The sequence below is a fragment of the Tsuneonella litorea genome (genome assembly GCF_025154015.1).
GTDB classification, from domain to species: domain Bacteria; phylum Pseudomonadota; class Alphaproteobacteria; order Sphingomonadales; family Sphingomonadaceae; genus Tsuneonella; species Tsuneonella litorea.
The window spans coordinates 71,701-91,657 of sequence record NZ_JAOAMV010000001.1; the positions used below are offsets into that span (position 1 = coordinate 71,701).

22 protein-coding genes are annotated in these 19,957 nt (G+C 68.9%); 15 read left to right on the forward strand and 7 right to left on the reverse strand.

Annotated elements, in window-relative coordinates; translation table 11 throughout:
* Window positions 1–65: 65 nt before the first annotated feature.
* On the forward strand, window positions 66–1,532 hold the full coding sequence (gene dnaA, locus N0B51_RS00360) for a chromosomal replication initiator protein DnaA (protein WP_259960195.1): 1,467 nt from the start codon (window positions 66–68) through the stop codon (window positions 1,530–1,532).
* 86 nt (window positions 1,533–1,618) lie between these two features.
* Complete coding sequence (locus N0B51_RS00365) at window positions 1,619–2,383, forward strand: HesA/MoeB/ThiF family protein (RefSeq protein ID WP_259960197.1); 765 nt, start codon at window positions 1,619–1,621, stop codon at window positions 2,381–2,383.
* A gap of 27 nt (window positions 2,384–2,410) precedes the next feature.
* On the opposite strand, the gene N0B51_RS00370 is transcribed toward N0B51_RS00365, so the two are convergent.
* Window positions 2,411–3,121, reverse strand: a complete 711-nt coding sequence (locus N0B51_RS00370; RefSeq protein ID WP_259960199.1) for an NAD-dependent deacylase — start codon at window positions 3,119–3,121, stop codon at window positions 2,411–2,413.
* 35 nt (window positions 3,122–3,156) lie between these two features.
* On the opposite strand from N0B51_RS00370, the gene dapB reads away from it, so the two are divergent.
* The 7 genes from dapB to yihA are packed head-to-tail and all read left to right on the forward strand — an operon-like array spanning window position 3,157 to window position 8,546.
* Window positions 3,157–3,888, forward strand: a complete 732-nt coding sequence (dapB, locus tag N0B51_RS00375) for a 4-hydroxy-tetrahydrodipicolinate reductase (RefSeq protein WP_259960201.1) — start codon at window positions 3,157–3,159, stop codon at window positions 3,886–3,888.
* A gap of 28 nt (window positions 3,889–3,916) precedes the next feature.
* On the forward strand, window positions 3,917–4,789 hold the full coding sequence (locus N0B51_RS00380; RefSeq protein WP_311201813.1) for a potassium channel family protein: 873 nt from the start codon (window positions 3,917–3,919) through the stop codon (window positions 4,787–4,789).
* Window positions 4,790–4,796: 7 nt separating this feature from the next.
* A complete protein-coding gene (gene nth / locus N0B51_RS00385; protein ID WP_259960203.1) occupies window positions 4,797–5,447 on the forward strand; it encodes an endonuclease III in 651 nt (216 codons plus the stop codon).
* A 42-nt stretch (window positions 5,448–5,489) separates the two neighbouring features.
* Complete coding sequence (rnpA, locus tag N0B51_RS00390; RefSeq protein ID WP_259960205.1) at window positions 5,490–5,864, forward strand: ribonuclease P protein component; 375 nt, start codon at window positions 5,490–5,492, stop codon at window positions 5,862–5,864.
* Entirely contained in the window at window positions 5,861–6,070 is a 210-nt protein-coding gene (gene yidD / locus N0B51_RS00395; RefSeq protein WP_259960207.1) for a membrane protein insertion efficiency factor YidD, read from the forward strand. Before rnpA ends, yidD begins: the two co-directional genes overlap by 4 nt.
* A 35-nt stretch (window positions 6,071–6,105) precedes the next feature.
* Window positions 6,106–7,884 (forward strand): membrane protein insertase YidC, encoded by a 1,779-nt coding sequence (gene yidC / locus N0B51_RS00400; protein ID WP_259960208.1) that lies wholly within the window; start codon window positions 6,106–6,108, stop codon window positions 7,882–7,884.
* A gap of 8 nt (window positions 7,885–7,892) precedes the next feature.
* Window positions 7,893–8,546 carry a ribosome biogenesis GTP-binding protein YihA/YsxC gene (yihA, locus tag N0B51_RS00405; RefSeq protein ID WP_259960209.1) on the forward strand — a complete coding sequence of 218 codons (654 nt, stop codon included), beginning with the start codon at window positions 7,893–7,895 and terminating at the stop codon, window positions 8,544–8,546.
* Window positions 8,547–8,713: 167 nt separating this feature from the next.
* Here the strand turns inward: yihA and N0B51_RS00410 are convergent, their stop codons facing one another.
* The 3 genes from N0B51_RS00410 to N0B51_RS00420 all read right to left on the reverse strand — a co-directional run bounded on the left by N0B51_RS00410 (window position 8,714) and on the right by N0B51_RS00420 (window position 11,009).
* Window positions 8,714–8,977 carry a hypothetical protein gene (locus tag N0B51_RS00410; protein ID WP_259960210.1) on the reverse strand — a complete coding sequence of 88 codons (264 nt, stop codon included), beginning with the start codon at window positions 8,975–8,977 and terminating at the stop codon, window positions 8,714–8,716.
* 93 nt (window positions 8,978–9,070) lie between these two features.
* On the reverse strand, window positions 9,071–10,471 hold the full coding sequence (locus N0B51_RS00415; RefSeq protein WP_259960213.1) for a winged helix-turn-helix transcriptional regulator: 1,401 nt from the start codon (window positions 10,469–10,471) through the stop codon (window positions 9,071–9,073).
* Window positions 10,472–10,586: 115 nt separating this feature from the next.
* Complete coding sequence (locus tag N0B51_RS00420; RefSeq protein ID WP_259960215.1) at window positions 10,587–11,009, reverse strand: VOC family protein; 423 nt, start codon at window positions 11,007–11,009, stop codon at window positions 10,587–10,589.
* 145 nt (window positions 11,010–11,154) lie between these two features.
* On the opposite strand from N0B51_RS00420, the gene N0B51_RS00425 reads away from it, so the two are divergent.
* Both N0B51_RS00425 and N0B51_RS00430 read left to right on the forward strand, forming a co-directional pair.
* Window positions 11,155–11,826 carry a glutathione S-transferase family protein gene (locus N0B51_RS00425; RefSeq protein WP_259960217.1) on the forward strand — a complete coding sequence of 224 codons (672 nt, stop codon included), beginning with the start codon at window positions 11,155–11,157 and terminating at the stop codon, window positions 11,824–11,826.
* On the forward strand, window positions 11,784–12,683 hold the full coding sequence (locus N0B51_RS00430) for a S1/P1 nuclease (protein WP_259960218.1): 900 nt from the start codon (window positions 11,784–11,786) through the stop codon (window positions 12,681–12,683). The genes N0B51_RS00425 and N0B51_RS00430 overlap by 43 nt, the downstream gene beginning before the upstream one ends.
* Here the strand turns inward: N0B51_RS00430 and N0B51_RS00435 are convergent.
* Window positions 12,680–13,147, reverse strand: coding sequence for a cupin domain-containing protein (locus N0B51_RS00435; protein ID WP_259960219.1), 468 nt, complete (start codon window positions 13,145–13,147; stop codon window positions 12,680–12,682). The genes N0B51_RS00430 and N0B51_RS00435 overlap by 4 nt on opposite strands.
* A 53-nt stretch (window positions 13,148–13,200) precedes the next feature.
* On the opposite strand from N0B51_RS00435, the gene dapE reads away from it, so the two are divergent.
* The 3 genes from dapE (at window position 13,201) to N0B51_RS00450 (ending at window position 17,145) form a co-directional block, all read left to right on the forward strand.
* Window positions 13,201–14,343, forward strand: a complete 1,143-nt coding sequence (gene dapE / locus N0B51_RS00440; protein WP_259960220.1) for a succinyl-diaminopimelate desuccinylase — start codon at window positions 13,201–13,203, stop codon at window positions 14,341–14,343.
* Between the two features lie 94 nt (window positions 14,344–14,437).
* Window positions 14,438–15,805: a dicarboxylate/amino acid:cation symporter gene (locus N0B51_RS00445; RefSeq protein WP_259960221.1), complete on the forward strand. Its 1,368-nt coding sequence runs from the start codon at window positions 14,438–14,440 to the stop codon at window positions 15,803–15,805.
* Window positions 15,806–15,906: 101 nt separating this feature from the next.
* Window positions 15,907–17,145, forward strand: a complete 1,239-nt coding sequence (locus N0B51_RS00450) for a dicarboxylate/amino acid:cation symporter (RefSeq protein ID WP_259960776.1) — start codon at window positions 15,907–15,909, stop codon at window positions 17,143–17,145.
* Between the two features lie 128 nt (window positions 17,146–17,273).
* Here N0B51_RS00450 and rpmH read toward each other — a convergent pair whose 3' ends face one another.
* Together rpmH and N0B51_RS00460 are read right to left on the reverse strand one after the other, a co-directional pair.
* On the reverse strand, window positions 17,274–17,408 hold the full coding sequence (gene rpmH, locus N0B51_RS00455) for a 50S ribosomal protein L34 (protein ID WP_259960222.1): 135 nt from the start codon (window positions 17,406–17,408) through the stop codon (window positions 17,274–17,276).
* Between the two features lie 78 nt (window positions 17,409–17,486).
* Window positions 17,487–18,212, reverse strand: a complete 726-nt coding sequence (locus N0B51_RS00460) for an alpha/beta hydrolase (RefSeq protein WP_259960223.1) — start codon at window positions 18,210–18,212, stop codon at window positions 17,487–17,489.
* 136 nt (window positions 18,213–18,348) lie between these two features.
* On the opposite strand from N0B51_RS00460, the gene N0B51_RS00465 reads away from it, so the two are divergent.
* Entirely contained in the window at window positions 18,349–19,857 is a 1,509-nt protein-coding gene (locus tag N0B51_RS00465) for a YifB family Mg chelatase-like AAA ATPase (protein ID WP_259960224.1), read from the forward strand.
* Window positions 19,858–19,957: the final 100 nt, after the last annotated feature.

Consider the following 19,957-nt stretch of genomic DNA (forward strand, 5'->3'; position numbering starts at 1 on the left):
GCCCGGAGACAAGGGGGGTAGGGCGACTCCGATACGGGGCGCGCAAGACGGGGAACGGACCAGCGATGAGTGTTAACACCGGCAGCAACAACGCTGCCAAACGCAGGGGTGCAGAGGACGGCATGGAAGATCTCGAAGCGGTAAACCTGGCGGCCGATTGGGCAGACATCAGCCAGGGACTGCGAAAGGATCTCGGCCACCAGCTTCACAGCCAGTGGATCAAGCCGATTCAGGTCGGCGGCTTCGCCGAGGATACCGGCACGCTCGAGCTGTTCCTGCCGACCGACTTCAGCGCGAACTGGGTCAAGGACCGGTTCCACGACCGGCTCAGCCTGGCGTGGAAGATCGCCCGCAGCGAAGTCCGCAACGTCGAGATCAAGGTCCACCCGGGCCGCCGCAAGCTGCCCGAACTCTCGTTCGGGGAAGGCCGCCGGCCGGCCAACGACGGCAGCGACACCAGCATGATCGCGGTAGCGGCCGGCACCATTGGCGAGCGCGGCTTCACGTCCTCGATCGGGCTCGACCCGTCGCTGACGTTCGCCGCCTTCGTCACCGGTGAGGCGAACGTGCTCGCGTGCAACGCGGCGCAGCGCATGTCGGCGACCGAGACCCCGCAGTTCTCGCCGCTCTACCTCAAGGCCGCGACCGGCCAGGGCAAGACGCACCTGCTCCACGCGATCGGCCACGCCTATCTCGGCAGCCACCCGCGCGCGCGGATCTTCTACTGCAGCGCCGAGCGGTTCATGGTGGAATTCGTCCAGGCGCTTAAGTCGAACCAGACGATCGAGTTCAAGGCGCGGCTGCGCAGCTTCGACCTGCTGCTGGTCGACGACATCCAGTTCATCATCGGCAAGGCCAGCGCGCAGGAGGAACTGCTCTACACGATCGACGCGCTGCTCGCCGAGGGCAAGCGGCTGGTCTTCGCCGCTGACCGCGCGCCGCAGGCGCTCGACGGCGTCGAGCCGCGGCTGCTCAGCCGCCTCAGCATGGGCCTCGTCGCCGACATCGCGGCGGCCGACATCGAACTCAGGAAATCGATCCTGCAGTCGAAGCTGACCCGATTCGCCCCGCTCGAGGTGCCCGAGGACGTCGTCGACTTCCTCGCCCGCACGATCACCCGCAACATCCGCGAGCTGGTCGGCGGGCTCAACAAGCTGATCGCCTATGCCCAGCTGACCGGGCAGGAAGTCTCGCTCCAGCTTGCCGAGGAGCAACTGACCGACATCCTCTCGGCCAACCGCCGCCGGATCACGATCGACGAGATCCAGCGTACCGTCTGCCAGTTCTACCGCATCGACCGGGCCGAAATGGCCTCGAAGCGCCGCGCGCGTGCGGTCGTTCGCCCGCGGCAGGTGGCGATGTACCTGTCCAAGGTGCTCACCCCGCGCAGCTATCCCGAGATTGGGCGCAAGTTCGGCGGGCGCGATCACTCGACGGTGATCCACGCCGTCCGCCTGATCGAGGACCTGCGCCAGCGCGACGCCGACATGGACGGCGACGTGCGCTCGCTCCTGCGCCAGCTCGAGAGCTGATCCCTCCACCACCTTTGCACTACTGATCGACAGGGCTGTTCACAGCCTTGTCGACAGCGCGCGCACAGGCTGCCAACAGCCTGTCCATGGCCTTTTCCCCCGAACGCCTCGACCGCTTCGCCCGCCACATCGTCTTGCCCGAGGTCGGCGGCGCGGGGCAGTTCGCGCTGGCCGAGGCCCACGTCGCGGTCGTCGGCCTCGGCGGGATCGGCTCGCCCGCGCTGCAGTACCTCGCCGGAGCGGGCGTCGGGAAACTGACGCTGATCGACGACGGCGATGTCGAACTGTCCAACCTCCAGCGCCAGACGATCTATGCCGAACGCGACATCGGGCACGGCAAGGTCGTCGCCGCGCGGCGCTGGCTGGCGAACTTCGACGCGAAGATCGAGGTCGCGCTGGTCGACCGGCGGATCGACCGCGACAACGCCGGAAGCACGTTCGAAGGTGCCGACCTCGTGCTCGACGGGACCGACAATTTCGCCACCCGGCTGGCGGTGTCGGACGCCTGCGTGGCAAGCGGGGTGCCGCTGCTCTCCGCAGCGGTCGGCCGCTTCCAGGGCCAGGTCGGCGCCTTTGCCGGCCACCTGCCCGAACACAGTTGCTACCGCTGCTTCGTGGGCGACGCGTTCGACGCCGACGATTGCGACACCTGCGCCGACGACGGGATGCTCGGCGCGATGGCGGGCTGGACCGGCACCTTTGCCGCGCTCGAGGCGGTGCGGGTCGTCGTCGCCCCCGCAATGGGCGAGCCCCGGTGGGGCACGCTCCACACGCTCGACGGGCTGGCGCCGGGGATGCGCAGCTTCCGGATCGCGAAGGACCCCGGCTGCGGAGGATGCGGACCGCGCTGACCATCGCCGGCGCGAAGGGGCCGAGCGCTAGGCCAGCACCTCGTCGACCCATTCGGGCACCAGCCTGCCGGCCGGACCGAGGCGGGTCTCGTCGAACCAGTTCGAACCCTGGCTGCGCTCGAGGTTGAGTTCGAGCGTCGCCGCGCCGCACCTGCGGGCATCGCGCACGAAGCCCGCCGCCGGGTAGACCGCGCCCGAAGTGCCGATCGACACGAACAGGTCCGCCTTGCGGATCGCGGCGTAGATCTCGTCCATCCGGTAGGGCATCTCGCCGAACCAGACGACGTCGGGGCGCAGCGCGCGTTCGCCGCAGTGCGGGCACGCCGGTCGATCGATCAGCGCGCCGGTCCACCGGCTGCGCTTGTCGCACCAGGTGCACCACGCATTGAGATGCTCGCCATGCATGTGCAGCACCCGCCGCGCGCCGGCCCGCTCGTGCAGGTCGTCGACGTTCTGGGTGACGATCAGCAGTTCGCCGTTCCATTCGGCGTCGAGCCGCGCGAGCGCGACGTGCGCCGGGTTCGGCTGCTTGGCCTGGATCGCCTCGCGGCGCATGTCGTAGAAGCGCAGCACCAGTTCCGGATCGCGCGCGAACGCCTCGGGGGTGGCGACGTCCTCGACCCGGTGCTGCTCCCACAGGCTCGGCCCGCCGCCGCTTCCCGCCCGGAAGGTGTCGATGCCGCTTTCGGCGCTGACGCCGGCCCCGGTGAGGATGACGATGTTGCGGATAGTGCTCATGTCGCGCATGAAGCACGGGCACATCGGGGGTGGCAATGGCGCGGATCGGTATCATCGGCAGTGAAGGACGCATGGGGCAGGCGCTCGCCCGCGCGATCGCCGATGCCGGGCACGAGGTCGCCGGCGGGGTCGACCAGGGCGGCAACACCGCCAACCTTGCCGAGGCGTGCGACGTGCTGGTGGATTTCACCGCCCCGCCCGCGCTCGAAGGCAATCTCCATGCCGCGATCGGCGCCGGGGTGCCGATCCTGATCGGGACCACCGGACTCGAGGCACGCCACCACGCGGCGATCGATTCGGCCGCGCAGGCGATTCCCGTCCTCCAGACGGGCAACACCTCGCTCGGGGTGACGCTGCTCGCTCACCTCGTGCGCGAGGCCGCGGCGCGGCTCGGGCCGCAGTGGGACATCGAGGTGCTCGAGATGCACCACCGGATGAAGGTCGACGCGCCGAGCGGGACCGCCCTCCTGCTGGGCGAGGCGGCGGCAGAAGGCCGCGGCGTCGCGCTGGCCGACCACAGCGAGCGCGGCCGCGACGGGATCACCGGGCGGCGGGCGGAAGGCGCGATCGGCTTTGCATCGCTGCGCGGGGGCACCGTCGCGGGCGAGCACAGCGTGATCCTTGCCGGCGAGGAAGAGCGGCTGACGCTGAGCCACGTCGCGGAAGACCGGATGATCTTCGCCCGGGGCGCGGTCGCCGGCGCGGCCTGGCTGATCGGACGCGCGGCGGGCCGCTACGCCATGCCGCAGGTCCTCGGGCTCGACTGATCGCGCGGGGGGGGAGGACCGGACCCGGATGACGGATCTTCGCCGGTATCTCCACCACCAGCTCTACGTCGGGGCCGAACCCGACGGCCACCTGACCTGGATGAACCGGCTGCTGGTCGCGGTGATCGTGCTCGCGGTCGTCACCGCGGTTCTGACCACCGAGCCGTCGCTCGGCGCGCGCTGGCACCGCGACCTCGTCGTCGCGGAGTTCGTCTTCGGGGCGATCTTCACGCTCGAATACGCCGCGCGGATATGGGCCGCCGCCGAGCAACCGGGTCCGGCGAGTGCGTGGCGCAAGCGCTGGCGGTTCATCGCCTCGCCGCTCGGGCTGATCGACCTCGTGGTGATCGTCTCGACGCTGATGCCGCTGATCACCGCCGATGTCGCGGTGCTGCGGATGGTCCGGCTGCTGCGGGTGATCGCGGTGATGAAGTTCGGCCGGTTCTCGCAGGCCCTGCGCGAGATCGGCGCGGCGATCGGCGAGCGGACCGACGACCTGCTGGTCACGCTGGCACTCGCGGCGCTCCTGCTGCTGTTCGGTGCGACCGCGCTGTTCATCGCCGAAGGCACCGTCCAGCCAGAGGCATTCGGGTCGATCCCGCGTGCGCTGTGGTGGTCGGTCAACACCTTCACCACGGTCGGCTACGGCGACGTCGTGCCGGTCACCGCGTGGGGCAAGGTCTGCGCCTCGCTCGTCGCGCTGTCGGGGATAGCCTTCGTCGCGATGCCCACCGGCATCATCGCGGCCGCGTTTTCCGAGGCGATGCAGCGCCGCCGCGACCAGAAGATCGAGGACATGCGCGAACACCTTGCGCGGCTCGACGAGATCGACGAGGCGGTCGAGCACAAGATCGCCGCGCTCGAACGCGCGAGCGGGAAACGCAAACCGGGACGGCCGTGACACCGCAGTGACCAGGGACCAGATCTTCGAGTTCTTCCGCCGCCTGGCGGAGGACAATCCCGCGCCCGAGACCGAGCTCGAATACGGCAACGCCTACCAGCTGGTCGTCGCCGTGGCGCTGAGCGCGCAGGCGACCGACGTGGGCGTGAACAGGGCCACCCACGCGCTGTTCGCGAAAGTCGAGACGCCGCAGCAGATGCTGGAACTAGGCGAAGAGGGGCTCAAGGACCACATCAAGACGATCGGGCTGTTCAATTCCAAGGCGAAGAACGTCATCGCGCTCTCGAGGCTGCTGGTCGACGAGTACGGCGGCGAGGTGCCCGCCACGCGCGAGGACCTCGTCCGGCTTCCCGGCGTCGGGCGCAAGACCGCCAACGTGGTGCTCAACTGCTGGTTCGGGCAGGAGACCTTCGCGGTCGATACGCACATCTTCCGCGTCGGCAATCGCACCGGCCTCGCCAAGGGCAAGACGCCCGAGGCGGTCGAGGCCAAGCTCGACAAGCGGGTGCCCGCCCCCTTCCGGCTCGGCGCGCACCACTGGCTGATCCTGCACGGCCGGTATGTCTGCAAGGCGCGCACGCCCGAATGCTGGCGGTGCCCGGTCGTCGACTTGTGCAGCTACCGTAACAAGGTGACCGAGAAGCCGAAGAGCCGCTGAGCCTTTTCTCCGGTGTATTAGCTTCCTATATCGCTGTTCGAAATGACCATCCCGACCATCCGCAAGCGCGCCGATTTCCTCGCCGCCAACCGGGGCATCCGGGTCGCGCGCGCCGGTTTCGTGCTGCTCGCCCAGCCCAACGGCGGGCGCGGCAAGCGGTTCGGGGTGACCGTCACCAAGAAGATCGGCAACGCGGTGGTGCGCAACCGGATGAAGCGGCGATTCCGTGAATTGCTGCGCGCGGCCCTGCCCGAAGCGGGGCTGCCCGATCACGATCACGTACTCATCGGCCGCGACCGCGGCGTCGAGCGCGATTTCGCCACCATGCGCGGCGAACTGGCAGAGGCGCTCGCCCGCGCGGCCGCCGGCAAGGGCGATCCGCCGCGGCGCCGCCGGCCCGAGGGACGAAAGGGGTGAAGCGGGTCCTGATCCTCGTCGCCCGCGCGTGGCAGGTCGGCCCCAGCCGCGTGCTGCCGCCCACCTGCCGCTACGCGCCTTCCTGTTCCGAATACGCAATCGAGGCGCTCGGCAAGCACGGCGCAATCAAGGGTGGATGGATGGCCTTCAAGCGTATAATGCGCTGCCACCCCTGGGGCGGGCACGGCTATGACCCGGTGCCCTGACCAACGACCAGTGACGGATTTCGGGATCGACCTTCTTGGATAACCAGCGCAATCTTCTTCTCGCCGTGGTGCTGTGCGGCCTGCTCCTGTTCGGGTGGGACGCCGGGATGAACTACTTCTACCCGCAGCCCAAGGAACCCGTTCCGGCCGAGGCGGCGGCGGGCGCACCGGGCGATTCCCCGGCTGCTCCGGCCAAGCCCACCCGCGAGGGCGGCCTGACCGACCCGGCCGCGATCGCGCTGGAGGAGCGCGACCTCGAGACCGCGCTGAAGAGCCCGGAGCGGGTGCGCATCGACGCGCCGGAGCTCGCCGGCTCGATCGACCTCGTGGGCGCGCGGATCGACGACCTCACGCTCAGGGACCACCGCCAGACGGTCGAGCGGGACTCCGGCCCGGTCCGCCTGTTCAGCCCGGCCGGCACGCCCGCGCAGCACTTCGCCCAGTTCGGCTGGCTCGGCGAAGGCGTGGCCGTGCCCGACGCGAAGACCGTCTGGACCGCCGAGGGCGGGCCGCTGGCGCCGGGCAAGCCGGTCAAGCTCAGCTGGAACAATCGCTCGGGCCAGGTCTTCACGATCGATCTGTCGATCGACGACGACTACATGATCTCCGCCAAGCAGACGGTGGGCAACATCAGCGGACGCCCGATCGTGGTGCGCCCCTTCGCGACGGTGAGCCGCACCAGCGCGACCGCCAGCACCAGCACCTATACGATCCATTCGGGTCCGATCGGCTATTTCGGCGACGGGGTGGACTTCGGCACGGATTACGACGACGTCGCGGAAGCCGGGAAGATCAGCCCCGATGGCGCCGCCAGGTGGATCGGCTTCACCGACATCTACTGGCTGTCCGCCCTGATCCCGCAAGGCACGACCGAGGTCGACGCCGATTTCCGCTCGCTCGGCGGCGGCGTGTTCCGCGCCGATGCGATCTACGATCCGCTGACCGTGCCCAACGGCCGCGCCATTTCGCGCACCACCCAGCTGTTCGCGGGCGCCAAGGACGCCGACCTGCTCGGCGATTACGAGGACACCGGCATCGCGGGCTTCCAGAACGCGATCGACTGGGGCTGGTTCGGGGTGATCGAGAAGCCGATCCACTGGCTGCTCAACCAGCTCTACAACCTGGTGCATAACTTCGGCGTGGCGATCATCCTGCTGACGGTGATCGTGCGCGTGTTCATGTTCCCGATCGCGCAGAAGCAGTTCGCCAGCATGGCGGCGATGCGCGCGATCCAGCCGAAGATGAAGGCGATCCAGGAACGCTACAAGGACGACAAGCCCAGGCAGCAGCAGGAAATCATGGCGCTCTACAAGTCGGAGGGCGTGAACCCGCTCGCCGGGTGCCTCCCGATCCTGCTCCAGATTCCGATCTTCTTCGGCCTTTACAAGGTGCTGATGCTGTCGATCGACATGCGTCACAAGCCGTTCGCGCTGTGGATTCACGACCTGTCCGCGCCCGATCCGGCGCACATCCTCAACCTGTTCGGCCTGCTGCCGTTCACCCCGCCCAGCTTCCTTGCGATCGGGCCGCTGGCGGTGCTGCTCGGCATCTCGATGTGGGCGACCTTCCGCCTGAACCCGCCCGCCGCCGACCCGGTGCAGGCGCAGATGTTCAAGATCATGCCGTGGATCCTGATGTTCGTCATGGCCCCGTTCGCGGCCGGCCTGCTGATCTACTGGATCACCAACAACCTGCTGACGCTGGCGCAGCAGAGCTACCTCTATTCCAAGCATCCGCAGCTGCGCGCCCAGGCGATCAAGGACAAGGAAGACCGCGAGCGCGAGGCCAAGCGCGAAGCGAAGGCCAAGAGCTAGGCCGCCCGGTGACCGAGGAAGAGGCCGCCGCAGCCGCCGAGCAGGAGGAACGCGCCCGCAAGCTGTTGACGGGGCGCGTCGAGTTCCTGCTGTCGGCGCCGCAGCTGAAGTTCCTGCCCGAGCCGGAGGTGCCCGAGATCGCCTTCGCCGGACGGTCGAATGTCGGCAAGAGTTCGCTGCTCAACGCGCTGACGGGCCGCAAGAGCCTCGCCCGCGCATCGGTCACCCCCGGGCGCACGCAGGAACTCAACTTCTTCGACGTCGGCGAGCCGCTGGCGATGCGCCTCGTCGACATGCCCGGCTACGGCTTCGCCAAGGCGCCGGTGAAGGTGGTCGAGCGGTGGAAGATGCTGGTGCGCGACTATCTGCGCGGGCGGCAGGTCCTCAAGCGCACTCTCGTGCTGGTCGACAGCCGCCACGGCCTCAAGGACGTCGACCGCGCGATGATGAAAATGCTCGACGAAGCGGCGGTCGGCTACCGGATCGTCCTGACCAAGGCCGACAAGATCAAGGCCAGCGACCTCGCCGCGGTCACCGTCGCGACCGAGGCCGAGGCGAAGAAGCACGTCGCCGCCTTCCCGCAGGTCCACGTCACCTCGAGCGAGAAGGGCATGGGCATCGCCACGCTGCGCGCCGCGGTGCTGGCGGACGCGGAGAGCTGAGCGGCGGGTCAGAGGCCTTCCTCAATTTCCCCCTCGATCCACTCGGCGGCGCATGGAAACGCTTCCTGGGGCGATCGTCTAATGCTGCCCTCGGGGGAAAGTTTCATACGATCGCCGAGCGTGTTGCATCGAGCAGCCCGCTCGGCGAACGCCACCACCGAACCGACTTATCTCCCCCTCAGGTCGACGATGTACCAGCCGTCCCTTTCCGCGTCGTAGCGACATTCGAACGTGTCGCGGAAGGTTCGCTGCGCCGCGCCGATGGTCGGGAAGAATCCCAGGTCGACGATCCGCTCGCGGTCCAGCTTGCTCGATTCCGCGAAGGCGACCTCGCACTGGCCGCGCGTCTCGTACCGGACATTGGTGGGATGCGCAGCGGCAGCGGTCGCGAGGGCACCCAGCAGGGCGACCGGGATAAGCCTGTACAACATTGCAGTTCTCCTCGGTTGAGAGGAGCCGAGGGTAATTGCCCTTCCCCGGCCCGGCGATGATCGACCCCTGATCAGAACCTGACCAGCGCCGCCTCACGGCAAAGGCGGATCATCGGCTTTCAGGTAGTCGGGCGTCCGGCCGGTCGCCTCCCAGTAATCGGCCAGCCCGATCGACCGGCACAAGTCGGCAAAGCGCGGGTCGGCGCGCATCGCTTCACAGGCCGGCGTAAACAGGACCTGTGTGAGCCGGCGATGCTGCTCGTTGAGGCGGGGGTGGTCGGCCGAGGGGGCGAGGGGCACCGGCGAATCGCCTTCCCGCAGGAAATAGGCCTGGGCGACTGCGAAGGCACCATCCACGCTCTGGGCGAGGCCCAACACGAACATCGCCGCGACGGCGAATGCCGGCCCGGCAGCGGCCATCTTGAGCGCGAGCGCGGTCGCTCGCTCGCGCGCGCCGCGGTCGCCGCCGACGAGGTCGACCGCCGCCTCGAGCAAGGGCCGGATCGCGGCCCCGATGACGTCCGGCGCGCCCGGCGAGAGCATCGCGCGGGCCGCACCCCCCTTGCCCGTGTACAAGAGGGTCCAGAACCGGGCGGTCCATATTGCCGGGTGGTCGGGGTAAAGCTGGATGGCCCGGTCGGCCGCGTGGTCCATTCCGGCAATATCGCCCGTCGACCAGTGCTGGTAGACAGTCTTGTACGCGTGCACGGCGCACAGCGGATCGCGCGCCAGCAGAGCGTCGCGGCGCGCCTTCGCGGCCCTTATCTGCCCGGTCGCCATCTCGAGCACGGCAAGGTCGCTGGCCGGCAACGGATGGCCTGGATCGGCGGCGGCTATCGCCCGCAACTGCGTGTCTGCCGCGCGCCATCGGCCATAAAGCGGGGCGACGCTCACCAGCGCGGTCGCGGCTTCGATCTGCGCAGGGTCGAGCGCCAGCGCACGGCGCGCCGTCTGGTCGCACGCGGCGACGTGGAGCGAGACGAAATCCGGTGCCGCGTACTCGGCGGCATGGCGATGGAGAATCGCAAGGTGGCCGAGAAGGGCGGCATCCGTGCGCTTCGCGGCGACCCGTTCGCACAGCGCAATCGTCGCCCGGTCGGGCTGCGGCAAGCTCATCCGCCAGCTGTTTCGCGCCACCTCGATCGCGTCTGCCACCGCGTCCGGCGCGTCGCTGCCGTGCTTGGACTCGGCGATCCTGAGCACATAGCCCGCCGCCGGGACCGTCTCGATCCCCACGCCCTCGCCGCCAACCTGATCGAGTGCCCGGCGTAGCGCCGTCACCAGCCGATTGAGGTTGTCGTCGCTGACTGTCGCGGCGGGCGACCACAGGCGATCGAAGAGCGAACGCCGGGTGACGAGCTGGTTCGGGGTTCGCGCCAGTTCGCACAGCAGCGCCATCACGAGGGGCTGGAGAGGCGCGGTTCCCCGCGAGCCCACCAGCCGGCGCTCGACCGGATGGGCTTCCACGCCAGCAAGATGGATCACATCATCCATTACCGCATTTCCACCGCTGTTCACCCGCGGCCGATTTCGATCGCTCGCCGGTCGATCCTAGCATCGCCAGGATCGTCCGCATCCGGATTTCGTGCTTGATGCGTCGGATTTGCACTCAGGTCGCGAACAGGCTGTCGAGGCTCCTGAATGCCTTCATCTCGATCGCGTTGCCGCTGGGGTCGCGGAAGAACATGGTCTTCTGCTCGCCCGGTTCGCCGGCGAAGCGCGTGTAGGGTTCGATCTCGAACCGGGTGCCCGCCGCGCGCATCCTGTCCGCCAGGTCGTCGAACGCCTCGAGCGTGAGCACTACCCCGAAGTGGGGGACCGGCACCCCGTGCCCGTCCACCGGGTTGACCGCCGCGTCGGTGCCTTCGCGATCCGGCGCATGGTGGACGACGAACTGGTGGCCGTAGAAATCGAAATCGACCCATGTCTCGGCGCTGCGGCCTTCGGGCAGGCCGAGCAGCCCGCCATAGAACGCGCGGGCTTCGGCAATGTCGCGGACGGGAACGGCGAGGTGGAACGGGCGCAGGCTCATGGCGTCCTTCTAGTCCGGTGAGATCCACTTTCCTACAGCGCGCGGATGATGGCCCGGACGGCGGTTCACCGGTCGCGTCGTTCAGTCTCGACACCGTCCGGATGAACGCATAGGGCCCGCGGCAGGTGGGCAACAGGTGGAATCGATGAAGCTGATCGTCGGCAACCGGAACTATTCGAGCTGGTCGCTGCGCGGCTGGCTGGCGGCCAAGCAGTCGGGCCTCGCGTTCGAGGAACTGACGGTCAACATCTCGGGCGAGGAATGGGAGGAAGCCAAGCGCGCGATGGGCGAAATCCAGCCGAGCCGCGGCAAGGTACCGATCCTGTGGGACGGCGACACGGTGATCTGGGACAGCCTGGCAATTCTCGAATACCTGTCCGACAAGGTCGGGCGCGACCGCTTCTGGCCCAAGGACGACACCCCGCGCGGGATGGCCCGGGCGATGGTCGCCGAGATGCACTCGAGCTACCTCGCGCTGCGCCGGGAATGCCCGATGAACATCCGGATGCGCCACAAGGGCGCGCGGATCACCGACGAGGCCAAGGCCGACATCGTGCGCGTCCTGCAATTGTGGGCCGAGGCGCGGGCACGATTCGGACGCGGCGGCCCGTTTCTGTTCGGTACATTCGGCGCCGCCGATATCTTCTATGCGCCCGTCGTCAGCCGATTCGTCACTTATGGGATCGGCGTGCCGGGCTTCGCGCAGACCTACATGGAAGCGGTCTGGGAACACGAATGGATGCAGGCCTGGATCAAGGCCGCCGAGGACGAACAATGGGTGATCGAACAGTGGGACAGCATACCGTCGGCCGGCTAGGCCGGATCGCCGCGGCGGCGGCGGCATTGCTGGCCCTGCTACTTCCCGCGCCGTCGCTGGCGTGGGGCTATTACGGGCATGAGACGACCGCGCGGATCGCGTGGGCGAACGTGCGGCCCGAAACCCGCGCGGCAATCGCGCGGCTGATCGCGCACGAGCGCGAACTGGGCACGCCCGATTGCCGGATTCGCGACCTGGCCGGTGCCTCGACCTGGCCCGACTGCCTGCGCAGCGCGCCATGGCGCTGGGCCTACACCTTCCCCTGGCACTACCAGACCGAACCGATCGGCGAGCCGTACGACGCGCGCAAGAACTGTTCGTCGGGCGCCTGCGTCTCCGCACAGGTCGAGCGCAACCATCGCATCCTTGCCGACGAGAGCCTGCCCGCCAACGTCCGGCTCGAGGCGCTGGCATTCATGGTCCACTTCGCCGGCGACATCCACATGCCGCTGCATTCGGGCGACAACGACGACCGGGGCGGCAACGACGTGATCACGCAATACGGCATCGTGCCGGGGCTGAACCTGCACTGGGTGTGGGACGGCGCGCTTGCCGAACGGGCGATCACCAGCGCCAACCCGCCGCTCGTGCGCCGCTACACCGCGGCCGAACGGGCGGAACTGGGTGGCGGAGGCGCGGCCGACTGGGGACGCGAGAGCTGGGCGCTGGCCAAGGGGTTCGTCTATCCGAACGCCTTCGGGGACGCCCCGCCAGCGAACGCGGCGACGCTCACCCAGGATGCCATCGCGGCCGCGGTCCCCGTCGCCGAGCGGCGCATTACGCAGGCCGGCATCCGCATCGCCGAATATCTCGACAGCGCGTTCGCGCCCGGCCCGCTGCCCGAGCCGCGGCGCTAGGGAACGCGGCGCGCGGGATAGGGCGTGCCGTCCTTGCGGGCATACCCCTCGGGGCCGAAGCGCATGTCGATGTCGGGATATTCGCCGTGGTCCGCCTCGCGGTCGCCCGCGCTGACGACGACGAACACGCAAGCCTCGTCGGTGCGGTTCTGCAGGTGATGGCCGTCGCGCACACCGGCCGGCCAGGCGCAGACGTCGCCGGGCCGCAGGATCGTTTCGCCCGCGTCCTCAACCAGCACAGCCTCGCCCTCGAGCATGACGAGGAGTTCGTCCTCCGCGGCGTGCCAGTGCCGCTGCGACGACCACGCGCCGGGTTCGAGCACGACGTGGCTCGCGCCCATGTGGACCAGGCCGGCCGGCGGGGCGAGGCGGCGGTACCGCCGTCCCTTGACCGGCGCGTCGAACGGCGGCGGGTAGCCCGTGGCATTGGTCTGGGGGATGGCGGTCAGGTCGATCTTGGGCATTGCGGTCCCCTCGCTGCTGGATCGTCGGTCGCCGCTCGTATAGCGGTGCGGTCATGACCGACGCCAGCGTTGCCGACCTCGCCGAGAAACTCATCGCCTGCCCCAGCGTCACTCCCGCGCAGGGCCTGGTGTTCGACGCGTTGGAAGCGATCCTCGCGCCGCACGGGTTCGAGATCGACCGGTTCGTGGCCGGTGAAGCGCCGGACGGCCCGGTCGAAAACCTGTTCGCGATTCGCCGCGGCCCTGCCGGCAGCCGGCACTTCGCCTTCGCCGGCCACCTCGACGTCGTGCCGCCGGGCGAAGGCTGGACCAGCGCGCCGTTCGCGCCGGAGCGGCGCCCGAGCCCGGGGGGCGACCTGCTCTACGGTCGCGGCGCGGTCGACATGAAGGGCGCCATCGCGGCGATGGCCGCCGCCGTGCGCGACTTGCCCGCCGACGCGGGCACGGTGAGCTTCGTGATCACCGGCGACGAGGAAGGCCCGGCGATCCACGGGACCCGCGCGCTGATCGAGCGGATGCGCGAGCGGAGGGACGTTCCGGACCTCATCCTGGTCGGCGAGCCGACGTCGACCCACCGGCTTGGCGACATGGTGAAGATCGGACGCCGCGGGTCGGTCAACATCTGGCTGGAGGTCGAGGGCGTGCAGGGCCACGTCGCCTATCCCCACCTTGCCGACAACCCGATCACGAAGCTTGTCGCCATGCTCTCGGAACTCGAGTCGCTGACGCTCGACGAGGGCGACGAGTGGTTTCAGCCGTCGAACATCGAGATAACGGACCTTGAGGTGGGCAATCCCGCGCACAACGTGATCCCCGCCAAGGCGAAGGCGCGCATCTCGATCCGGTTCAATGCCCGGCACACCGGGGCCGAATTGGCCGAGCGGGTGGCCGCGATCGCCGAACGCCACGGCGGGACCGCCCGGGCGATCATCAGCGGCGAGGCGTTCCTGACACCGCCCGGCGCGTTTTCCTCGATGATCAGCGACGCGGTCGAGGCCGAGACGGGCGTGAAACCCGAACTGTCGACAACCGGCGGCACCTCCGATGCGCGGTTCCTGAAGGACCTCGCTCCAGTGATCGAGTTCGGCCTGTGCAACGCCACGATGCACAAGCGCGACGAGGGCGTCGCCGTCGCCGATCTCGAGGTGCTGGCGCGGATCTACAGGCGGATTGCGCGCGCCGCGCTGGCGTGCTGAAAGGGCGCGCCGGGGCGGGTCACGCGCCCGGTGCATTCTACATACGAGAACGAGGGGGGTTGCGATGGCCGTTGGGGGCACCGGGGACTTGACCATGCGCGACCGGCCGCGCTCGCCGCTGGGCTGGCTGCTGCACGCGCTCAGCCGCCATCTCACCGCGTCGATCATGGTGGGACTGGTGCTGGGCGTGCTGACCGGCTGGCTGGTCAATGCGGGGCTGCTGTCCGGCATCGCGGCGCCGGAAACCTGGGCGCGCGGGTTCCAGATGCTCTCGACGATCTTCCTCAACCTGATCAAGATGCTCGTCGCGCCGCTGGTTCTCGCCACGATCATCGCCGGGCTCGCCCACATGGGCGACACCACCGCCGTCGGCCGGATCGGCGTGCGCGCGATCCTGTGGTTCATCGTCGCGAGCGTCATCTCGATCGGGCTCGGGCTGGTCATGGTCAACCTGTTCCAGCCCGGCGTCGGGATCGACATCGCGGCCCCCGCCCAGGCGGTGGGAGAGGTCAAGAAGCTCGATTTCTTCGAATTCGTCGAACACGTCTTTCCCAAGAACGTGGTCGGCGCGATGGCCGACAACAACGTCCTGCAGATCCTGGTGTTCGCGCTGTTCGCCGGGGTCGGTTTGACCGCGCTCGGGGAAAAGGGCCGCCCGCTCGTCCGCGCCGCCGAATCGCTGGCCGAGCTGATGCTCGAGATCACCGGGTATGTCATGCGCTTCGCCCCGTTCGCGGTGTTCGGCGCGCTTGCCAACGTGGTCGCGCAGAACGGGCTGGGGATTCTCGTCACCTATGCCAAGCTGCTGGGCGAGTTCTATTTCGCGCTGGCGATCCTCTGGGTGCTGCTCATCGGCGCCGCTTTCGTGTTCCTGCGCGGCCGCGCGTTCCACCTCGTGCGCTACGTCCGCCAGCCCGTGCTGATCGCGTTCTCGACCGCCTCGAGCGAGGCGGCGATGCCCAAGCTGTTCGAGCAGCTCGACCGTTTCGGCATCCCGCGCCGGGTTTCGGGGCTGATGATTCCGCTCGGCTATAGTTTCAACCTCGACGGATCGATGATGTACGCCAGCTTCGCGACGATCTTCATCGCCCAGGCCTACGGCATCGACCTGTCGCTCGGCACCCAGATCGCGATTCTCCTGACGCTGATGATCAGTTCGAAGGGCATCGCCGCGGTCCCCCGCGCGAGCCTGGTGGTGATCGCCGCGACGCTGGCGATGTTCGATCTGCCGGCCGAGGGCATCGCCCTGGTGCTGGCGATCGACCAGTTCCTCGACATGGGCCGCACCGCGACCAACGTGCTCGGCAACTCGGTCGCGACCAGCGTGATCACCAAGTGGGAAGGAATGCTCCAGCCGATGCGCGACCCGGACGAGGACTTTCCGGTCGCTCCGCATCACACCGCGGCCGACGGACGCGCGGGGCTGGTGCTCGACGAGGACAATTTCGTGCGCCCCGCCTGATCGGCTCGCGCAGGACGAAACGCCGGGTGGTCAACGCCTTGCCGCTTCGATAGGCTCGCCCTTCCCCGCGCTGCAGGGCGCTCGGCAGGAAGGATAGTCCGATCACCGGTCGCTGGTTTGCAATTCCGCTGTGGCAGCGTGTCATCGCCGCACTCGTGCTCGGCGTTCTCGCCGGCTTTCTCTGGGGGCCGGGCGCCGAGAGCATCAAGATCGTCGGCGACCTGTTCATCGCCTTCATCAAGATGCTGGTCGTGCCGCTGATCTTCATCTCGATCGTGTCCGGCGTGGCCTCGATCGGCGACCTCAGGAAACTCGGCGCGGTCGGCTGGCGGGCGCTGCTGCTGTTCGTCGCGACCAGCCAGGTCGCGGTCTGGCTGGGCCTGGCGCTGGGCACCTTCTTCCTTCCCGGCGTGGGGGTCGACACGAGCGGGATCGCGCTTGGCGAGCCGCCGCAGCCCAACGAGACGACCTGGCGCGAGATGCTGCTCGGCATGGTCCCGCAGAGCCCGGTGCAGGTCATGGCCGACGCCAACGTGCTGCCGCTGATCGTCTTCGCGCTTCTCGTCGGCATCGGCATCGTGATGGCGAAGGAAGAGGGCGGACCGGTCGCGCGGATCTTCGATTCGGGCGCAGTGGTGATGCAGAAGGTCACCATCGTCGTGATGGAACTGACCCCGTTCGGCGTTTTCGCGCTCATGGCGTGGGTCACCGGCACGCTCGGGCGCGATGCGCTGGTCGCCCTCGCGAAGCTGGTCGCGCTCAACTACGCCGGGTGCCTGCTGATCATCCTGCTGGTCTATGCCTCGCTGATCCGGTTCGTGGCGAAACTGCCGATCCACGACTTCTTCCGCGGCATGATCGATGCCATCGCGGTCGCCTATTCGACCGCCTCGTCCAATGCCACGCTGCCGGTGACGCTGCGCTGCACGCAGCGCAACCTCGGGGTCAGCGCGCCGACATCGAGCTTCGTGGTGTCGCTCGGCGCAACGATCAACATGGACGGGACCGCGATGTACCTCGGCCTCGCGACACTGTTCGGCGCGCAGATCTTCGGGGTGCCGCTCGATTTCGGCGACTACGTGATGATCTCGGTCCTTGCGACGCTGGGCTCGGTGGGCGCCGCCGGCATACCGGGCGCGGGAATGATCATGATGGCGCTGGTGTTCGGCGCGGTGGGGGTTCCGCTCGAGACGATCGCCTTCGTCGCGGGGATCGACCGGATCATGGACATGATGCGCACCGCCACCAACGTCACCGGCGACGGCACCGTTACCACCACCGTCGCCGCGTTGACCGGCGAGATCGACCGCGGCGAGATGATCAGCGCCGACGACGTCTGAGCGAGCGAATCAAGCGGACAAGCAAACGGGCTCCCGATTCGGGAGCCCGCGAGGCCGCCAGGCGGTCCGCCGCCGTGGCGGGGATGCTGCAGCCGGAGTGAGCGCGCACGGGCGCGCTCGAATGAACGTTACGCGCAGAGCTTCTTGCGGCCGCGGGCGCGGCGCGCACGCAGGACCTTTCGGCCGCCCGGGGTGGCCTTGCGGGCGAAGAAACCGTGGCGACGGGCGCGCACGAAATTGCTGGGCTGGAAAGTCCGCTTCATCGGATCCTCGAGAGTCTGTAAATGCAAAGGGGCGGCCATGCCAACGCAAGCTGGCGGACCGCCTTCAGGGGCGGGCCACTATGGGAAGCCGACGCCCAAGTCAAGGTAGGCGATGCTCGGCGCTTCGGTCGTACCCGCCTCGCGGACGGTGACCGTCACGTCGCCGTCGCGCGGATCGCCCAGCCAGCCGCGCATGTCCTGTGCGGTCAACCAGCGCGCATCCGAATTGGGCACCGCGTTGGTCATGTCGTAGAAGGCCTGCGGATCGGCCACCCCCATTTCGCGGTAATATTCGACATAGGCCCGGTTGTAGGGCGAATCGGCCGCGTAATCGCCCGGTTCGCGCCCGTCGCTGTCCCGCCAGGCGTGAACGGCGAACTCCGCGCCGTCGTCGATCAGGCGGCTGCTGCCGGCCAGAAACAGCTCGACCGCGCCCGAACGGACCGATCCCCCGCTCGGCACGTGCGTGGCGATGCCCCGTGCGCGAATCATCCGGCCCAGCCGCAGGTTGGCGCTGTCGTCGTCGGTGCCCGGACACTCGACCATCTCGATCACGGCGATGCCCGGGTGGTCGCGCAGCATGGCCTGGAACGCGCGCACGCTGGCACTGTCCGTCGCGTCCACCAGCGCGGCGCGGCTTGCATCCAGCACGCGGAACGGACCGTAGGCGGCCACGCCGTCAGCCGCCGCGGGTGCCGTCACAATCACCGTGCGCTCGGCACCGGTGTCTGCACGATCCCCCGCCGCCACCGGAGAGGCGGCGAGCGACGCGGCAAGCGCGACGAGGATGAGGGCGCAACGCATCCGTTTCGCCTAGCCCGCACCTGCTTGCGAAAGGTCCAAGCATCATGGTTACCGAGCCCTTAAGATCCCGCGCCCCGGCGCCCTCGACTTCGGCCCGAAATACCGCCACAAGCCACTGATTACTTGGGGGGGTTTCGTGGTCGCACTGGTTCGTACCGTGGCTTATCTCGGGCTCGAGGCGCGCGCCGTCGAGGTGCAGTGCCAGATCGCCGCGGGGATGCCGCGGTTTAGCCTCGTGGGCCTGCCCGACAAGGCGGTCGGCGAGAGCCGCGAGCGGGTGCAGGCCGCGCTGGCCGCGATGGGCCTGTCGCTGCCGCCCAAGCGGATCACGATCAACCTGTCTCCCGCCGACCTGCCCAAGGAAGGCAGCCACTACGATCTGCCGATCGCGCTCGCGCTGCTGGCGGCGATGGGGGTGACCGATGCCGAGCAGCTGGGAGACTGGATCGCGGTGGGCGAGCTCGCGCTCGACGGCCGGATTGCGCCGTCCCCCGGCGTTCTGCTGGCCGCGATCCATGCCAGCGAGCAGGAGGCCGGCCTGATCTGTCCGGCCGCGCAGGGAAGCGAGGCGCGCTGGGCCAGCGGGGTGCCGGTGATCGCGGCCCCGGACCTCGTCAGCCTGCTGAACCACCTCAAGGGCACGCAGCGCCTTCCAGACCCGGCCCCCGGGCAGGTCGAGGAGCCGGCGTACGGCCCCGATCTCAGGCAGGTCAAAGGGCAGGAAACCGCCAAGCGCGCGCTCGAGATCGCGGCCGCGGGCGGCCACAACCTGTTGATGATCGGCCCGCCGGGCGCGGGCAAGTCGCTGATGGCGAGCTGCCTTCCGGGGATCCTGCCGCCGCTCACCCCCGCCGAGGCGCTCGAGACGAGCATGGTCGCCTCGGTCGCGGGCCTGCTCGAGAGCGGGCGGATCAGCCGCGCGCGCCCGTTCCGCGCGCCGCACCATTCGGCGAGCATGGCGGCGCTGACGGGCGGCGGGCTCAAGGTGAAGCCGGGCGAGGTCAGCCTTGCGCACCTCGGCGTCCTGTTCCTCGACGAACTGCCCGAATTCCAGCGCGCGGTGCTCGATTCGCTGCGCCAGCCGCTCGAGACGGGAAAGGTCGACGTCGCGCGCGCCAACGCCCACGTCAGCTTCCCCGCGCGGGTCCAGCTGGTCGCGGCGATGAACCCGTGCCGCTGCGGGCACCTCGGCGATGCGGCACTCGCGTGCAGCCGTGCCCCGCGGTGCGCGGCCGATTACCAGGGCAAGGTGTCGGGCCCGATGCTCGACCGCATCGACCTGCACGTCGAGGTCGACCCGGTCAGCGCCGCCGACCTCGCCTTGCCGCCGCCTGGCGAGGGCAGCGCCGAAGTCGGCGCCAGGGTCGCCGCCGCGCGCGCCCTGCAGACCGCACGGACGGGCGAAACGGGCGCGCGGACCAACGCCGAGCTGGAAGGCAGCGCGCTCGAACGCTTCTCCACCCCCGACGAGGCGGGTCGCAAGCTGCTCATGCAGGCTGCCGCGGCGATGCGGCTATCGGCGCGCGGCTATACCCGCGTCCTGCGGGTCGCCCGGACGATCGCCGACCTCGCTGGGGCAGAAACGGTGGGTCGCATCCACGTTGCCGAGGCGCTCAGCTATCGCCGCCAGTCGCCGCGGGCCTGAACCACGCACTGTGCCAAATTTGCGACGATAGACCGGTTTTTTACGCAGCTGAGACTTTTCCATTCCGAAAAGGCAAAGAAGAGAGCGAGATCGAGCATCA

Bases quoted from the DNA above. Each gene is read 5' to 3' on its own strand.
- dnaA (WP_259960195.1), top strand. From the start codon at position 66: ATGAGTGTTAACACCGGCAGCAACAACGCTGCCAAACGCAGGGGTGCA.
- N0B51_RS00365 (WP_259960197.1), top strand. From the start codon at position 1,619: ATGGCCTTTTCCCCCGAACGCCTCGACCGCTTCGCCCGCCACATCGTC.
- N0B51_RS00370 (WP_259960199.1), bottom strand. From the start codon at position 3,121: ATGAGCACTATCCGCAACATCGTCATCCTCACCGGGGCCGGCGTCAGC.
- dapB (WP_259960201.1), top strand. From the start codon at position 3,157: ATGGCGCGGATCGGTATCATCGGCAGTGAAGGACGCATGGGGCAGGCG.
- N0B51_RS00380 (WP_311201813.1), top strand. From the start codon at position 3,917: ATGACGGATCTTCGCCGGTATCTCCACCACCAGCTCTACGTCGGGGCC.
- rnpA (WP_259960205.1), top strand. From the start codon at position 5,490: ATGACCATCCCGACCATCCGCAAGCGCGCCGATTTCCTCGCCGCCAAC.
- N0B51_RS00410 (WP_259960210.1), bottom strand. From the start codon at position 8,977: ATGTTGTACAGGCTTATCCCGGTCGCCCTGCTGGGTGCCCTCGCGACC.
- N0B51_RS00415 (WP_259960213.1), bottom strand. From the start codon at position 10,471: ATGGATGATGTGATCCATCTTGCTGGCGTGGAAGCCCATCCGGTCGAG.
- N0B51_RS00420 (WP_259960215.1), bottom strand. From the start codon at position 11,009: ATGAGCCTGCGCCCGTTCCACCTCGCCGTTCCCGTCCGCGACATTGCC.
- N0B51_RS00425 (WP_259960217.1), top strand. From the start codon at position 11,155: ATGAAGCTGATCGTCGGCAACCGGAACTATTCGAGCTGGTCGCTGCGC.
- N0B51_RS00430 (WP_259960218.1), top strand. From the start codon at position 11,784: ATGGGTGATCGAACAGTGGGACAGCATACCGTCGGCCGGCTAGGCCGG.
- N0B51_RS00435 (WP_259960219.1), bottom strand. From the start codon at position 13,147: ATGCCCAAGATCGACCTGACCGCCATCCCCCAGACCAATGCCACGGGC.
- dapE (WP_259960220.1), top strand. From the start codon at position 13,201: ATGACCGACGCCAGCGTTGCCGACCTCGCCGAGAAACTCATCGCCTGC.
- N0B51_RS00445 (WP_259960221.1), top strand. From the start codon at position 14,438: ATGCGCGACCGGCCGCGCTCGCCGCTGGGCTGGCTGCTGCACGCGCTC.
- rpmH (WP_259960222.1), bottom strand. From the start codon at position 17,408: ATGAAGCGGACTTTCCAGCCCAGCAATTTCGTGCGCGCCCGTCGCCAC.
- N0B51_RS00460 (WP_259960223.1), bottom strand. From the start codon at position 18,212: ATGCGTTGCGCCCTCATCCTCGTCGCGCTTGCCGCGTCGCTCGCCGCC.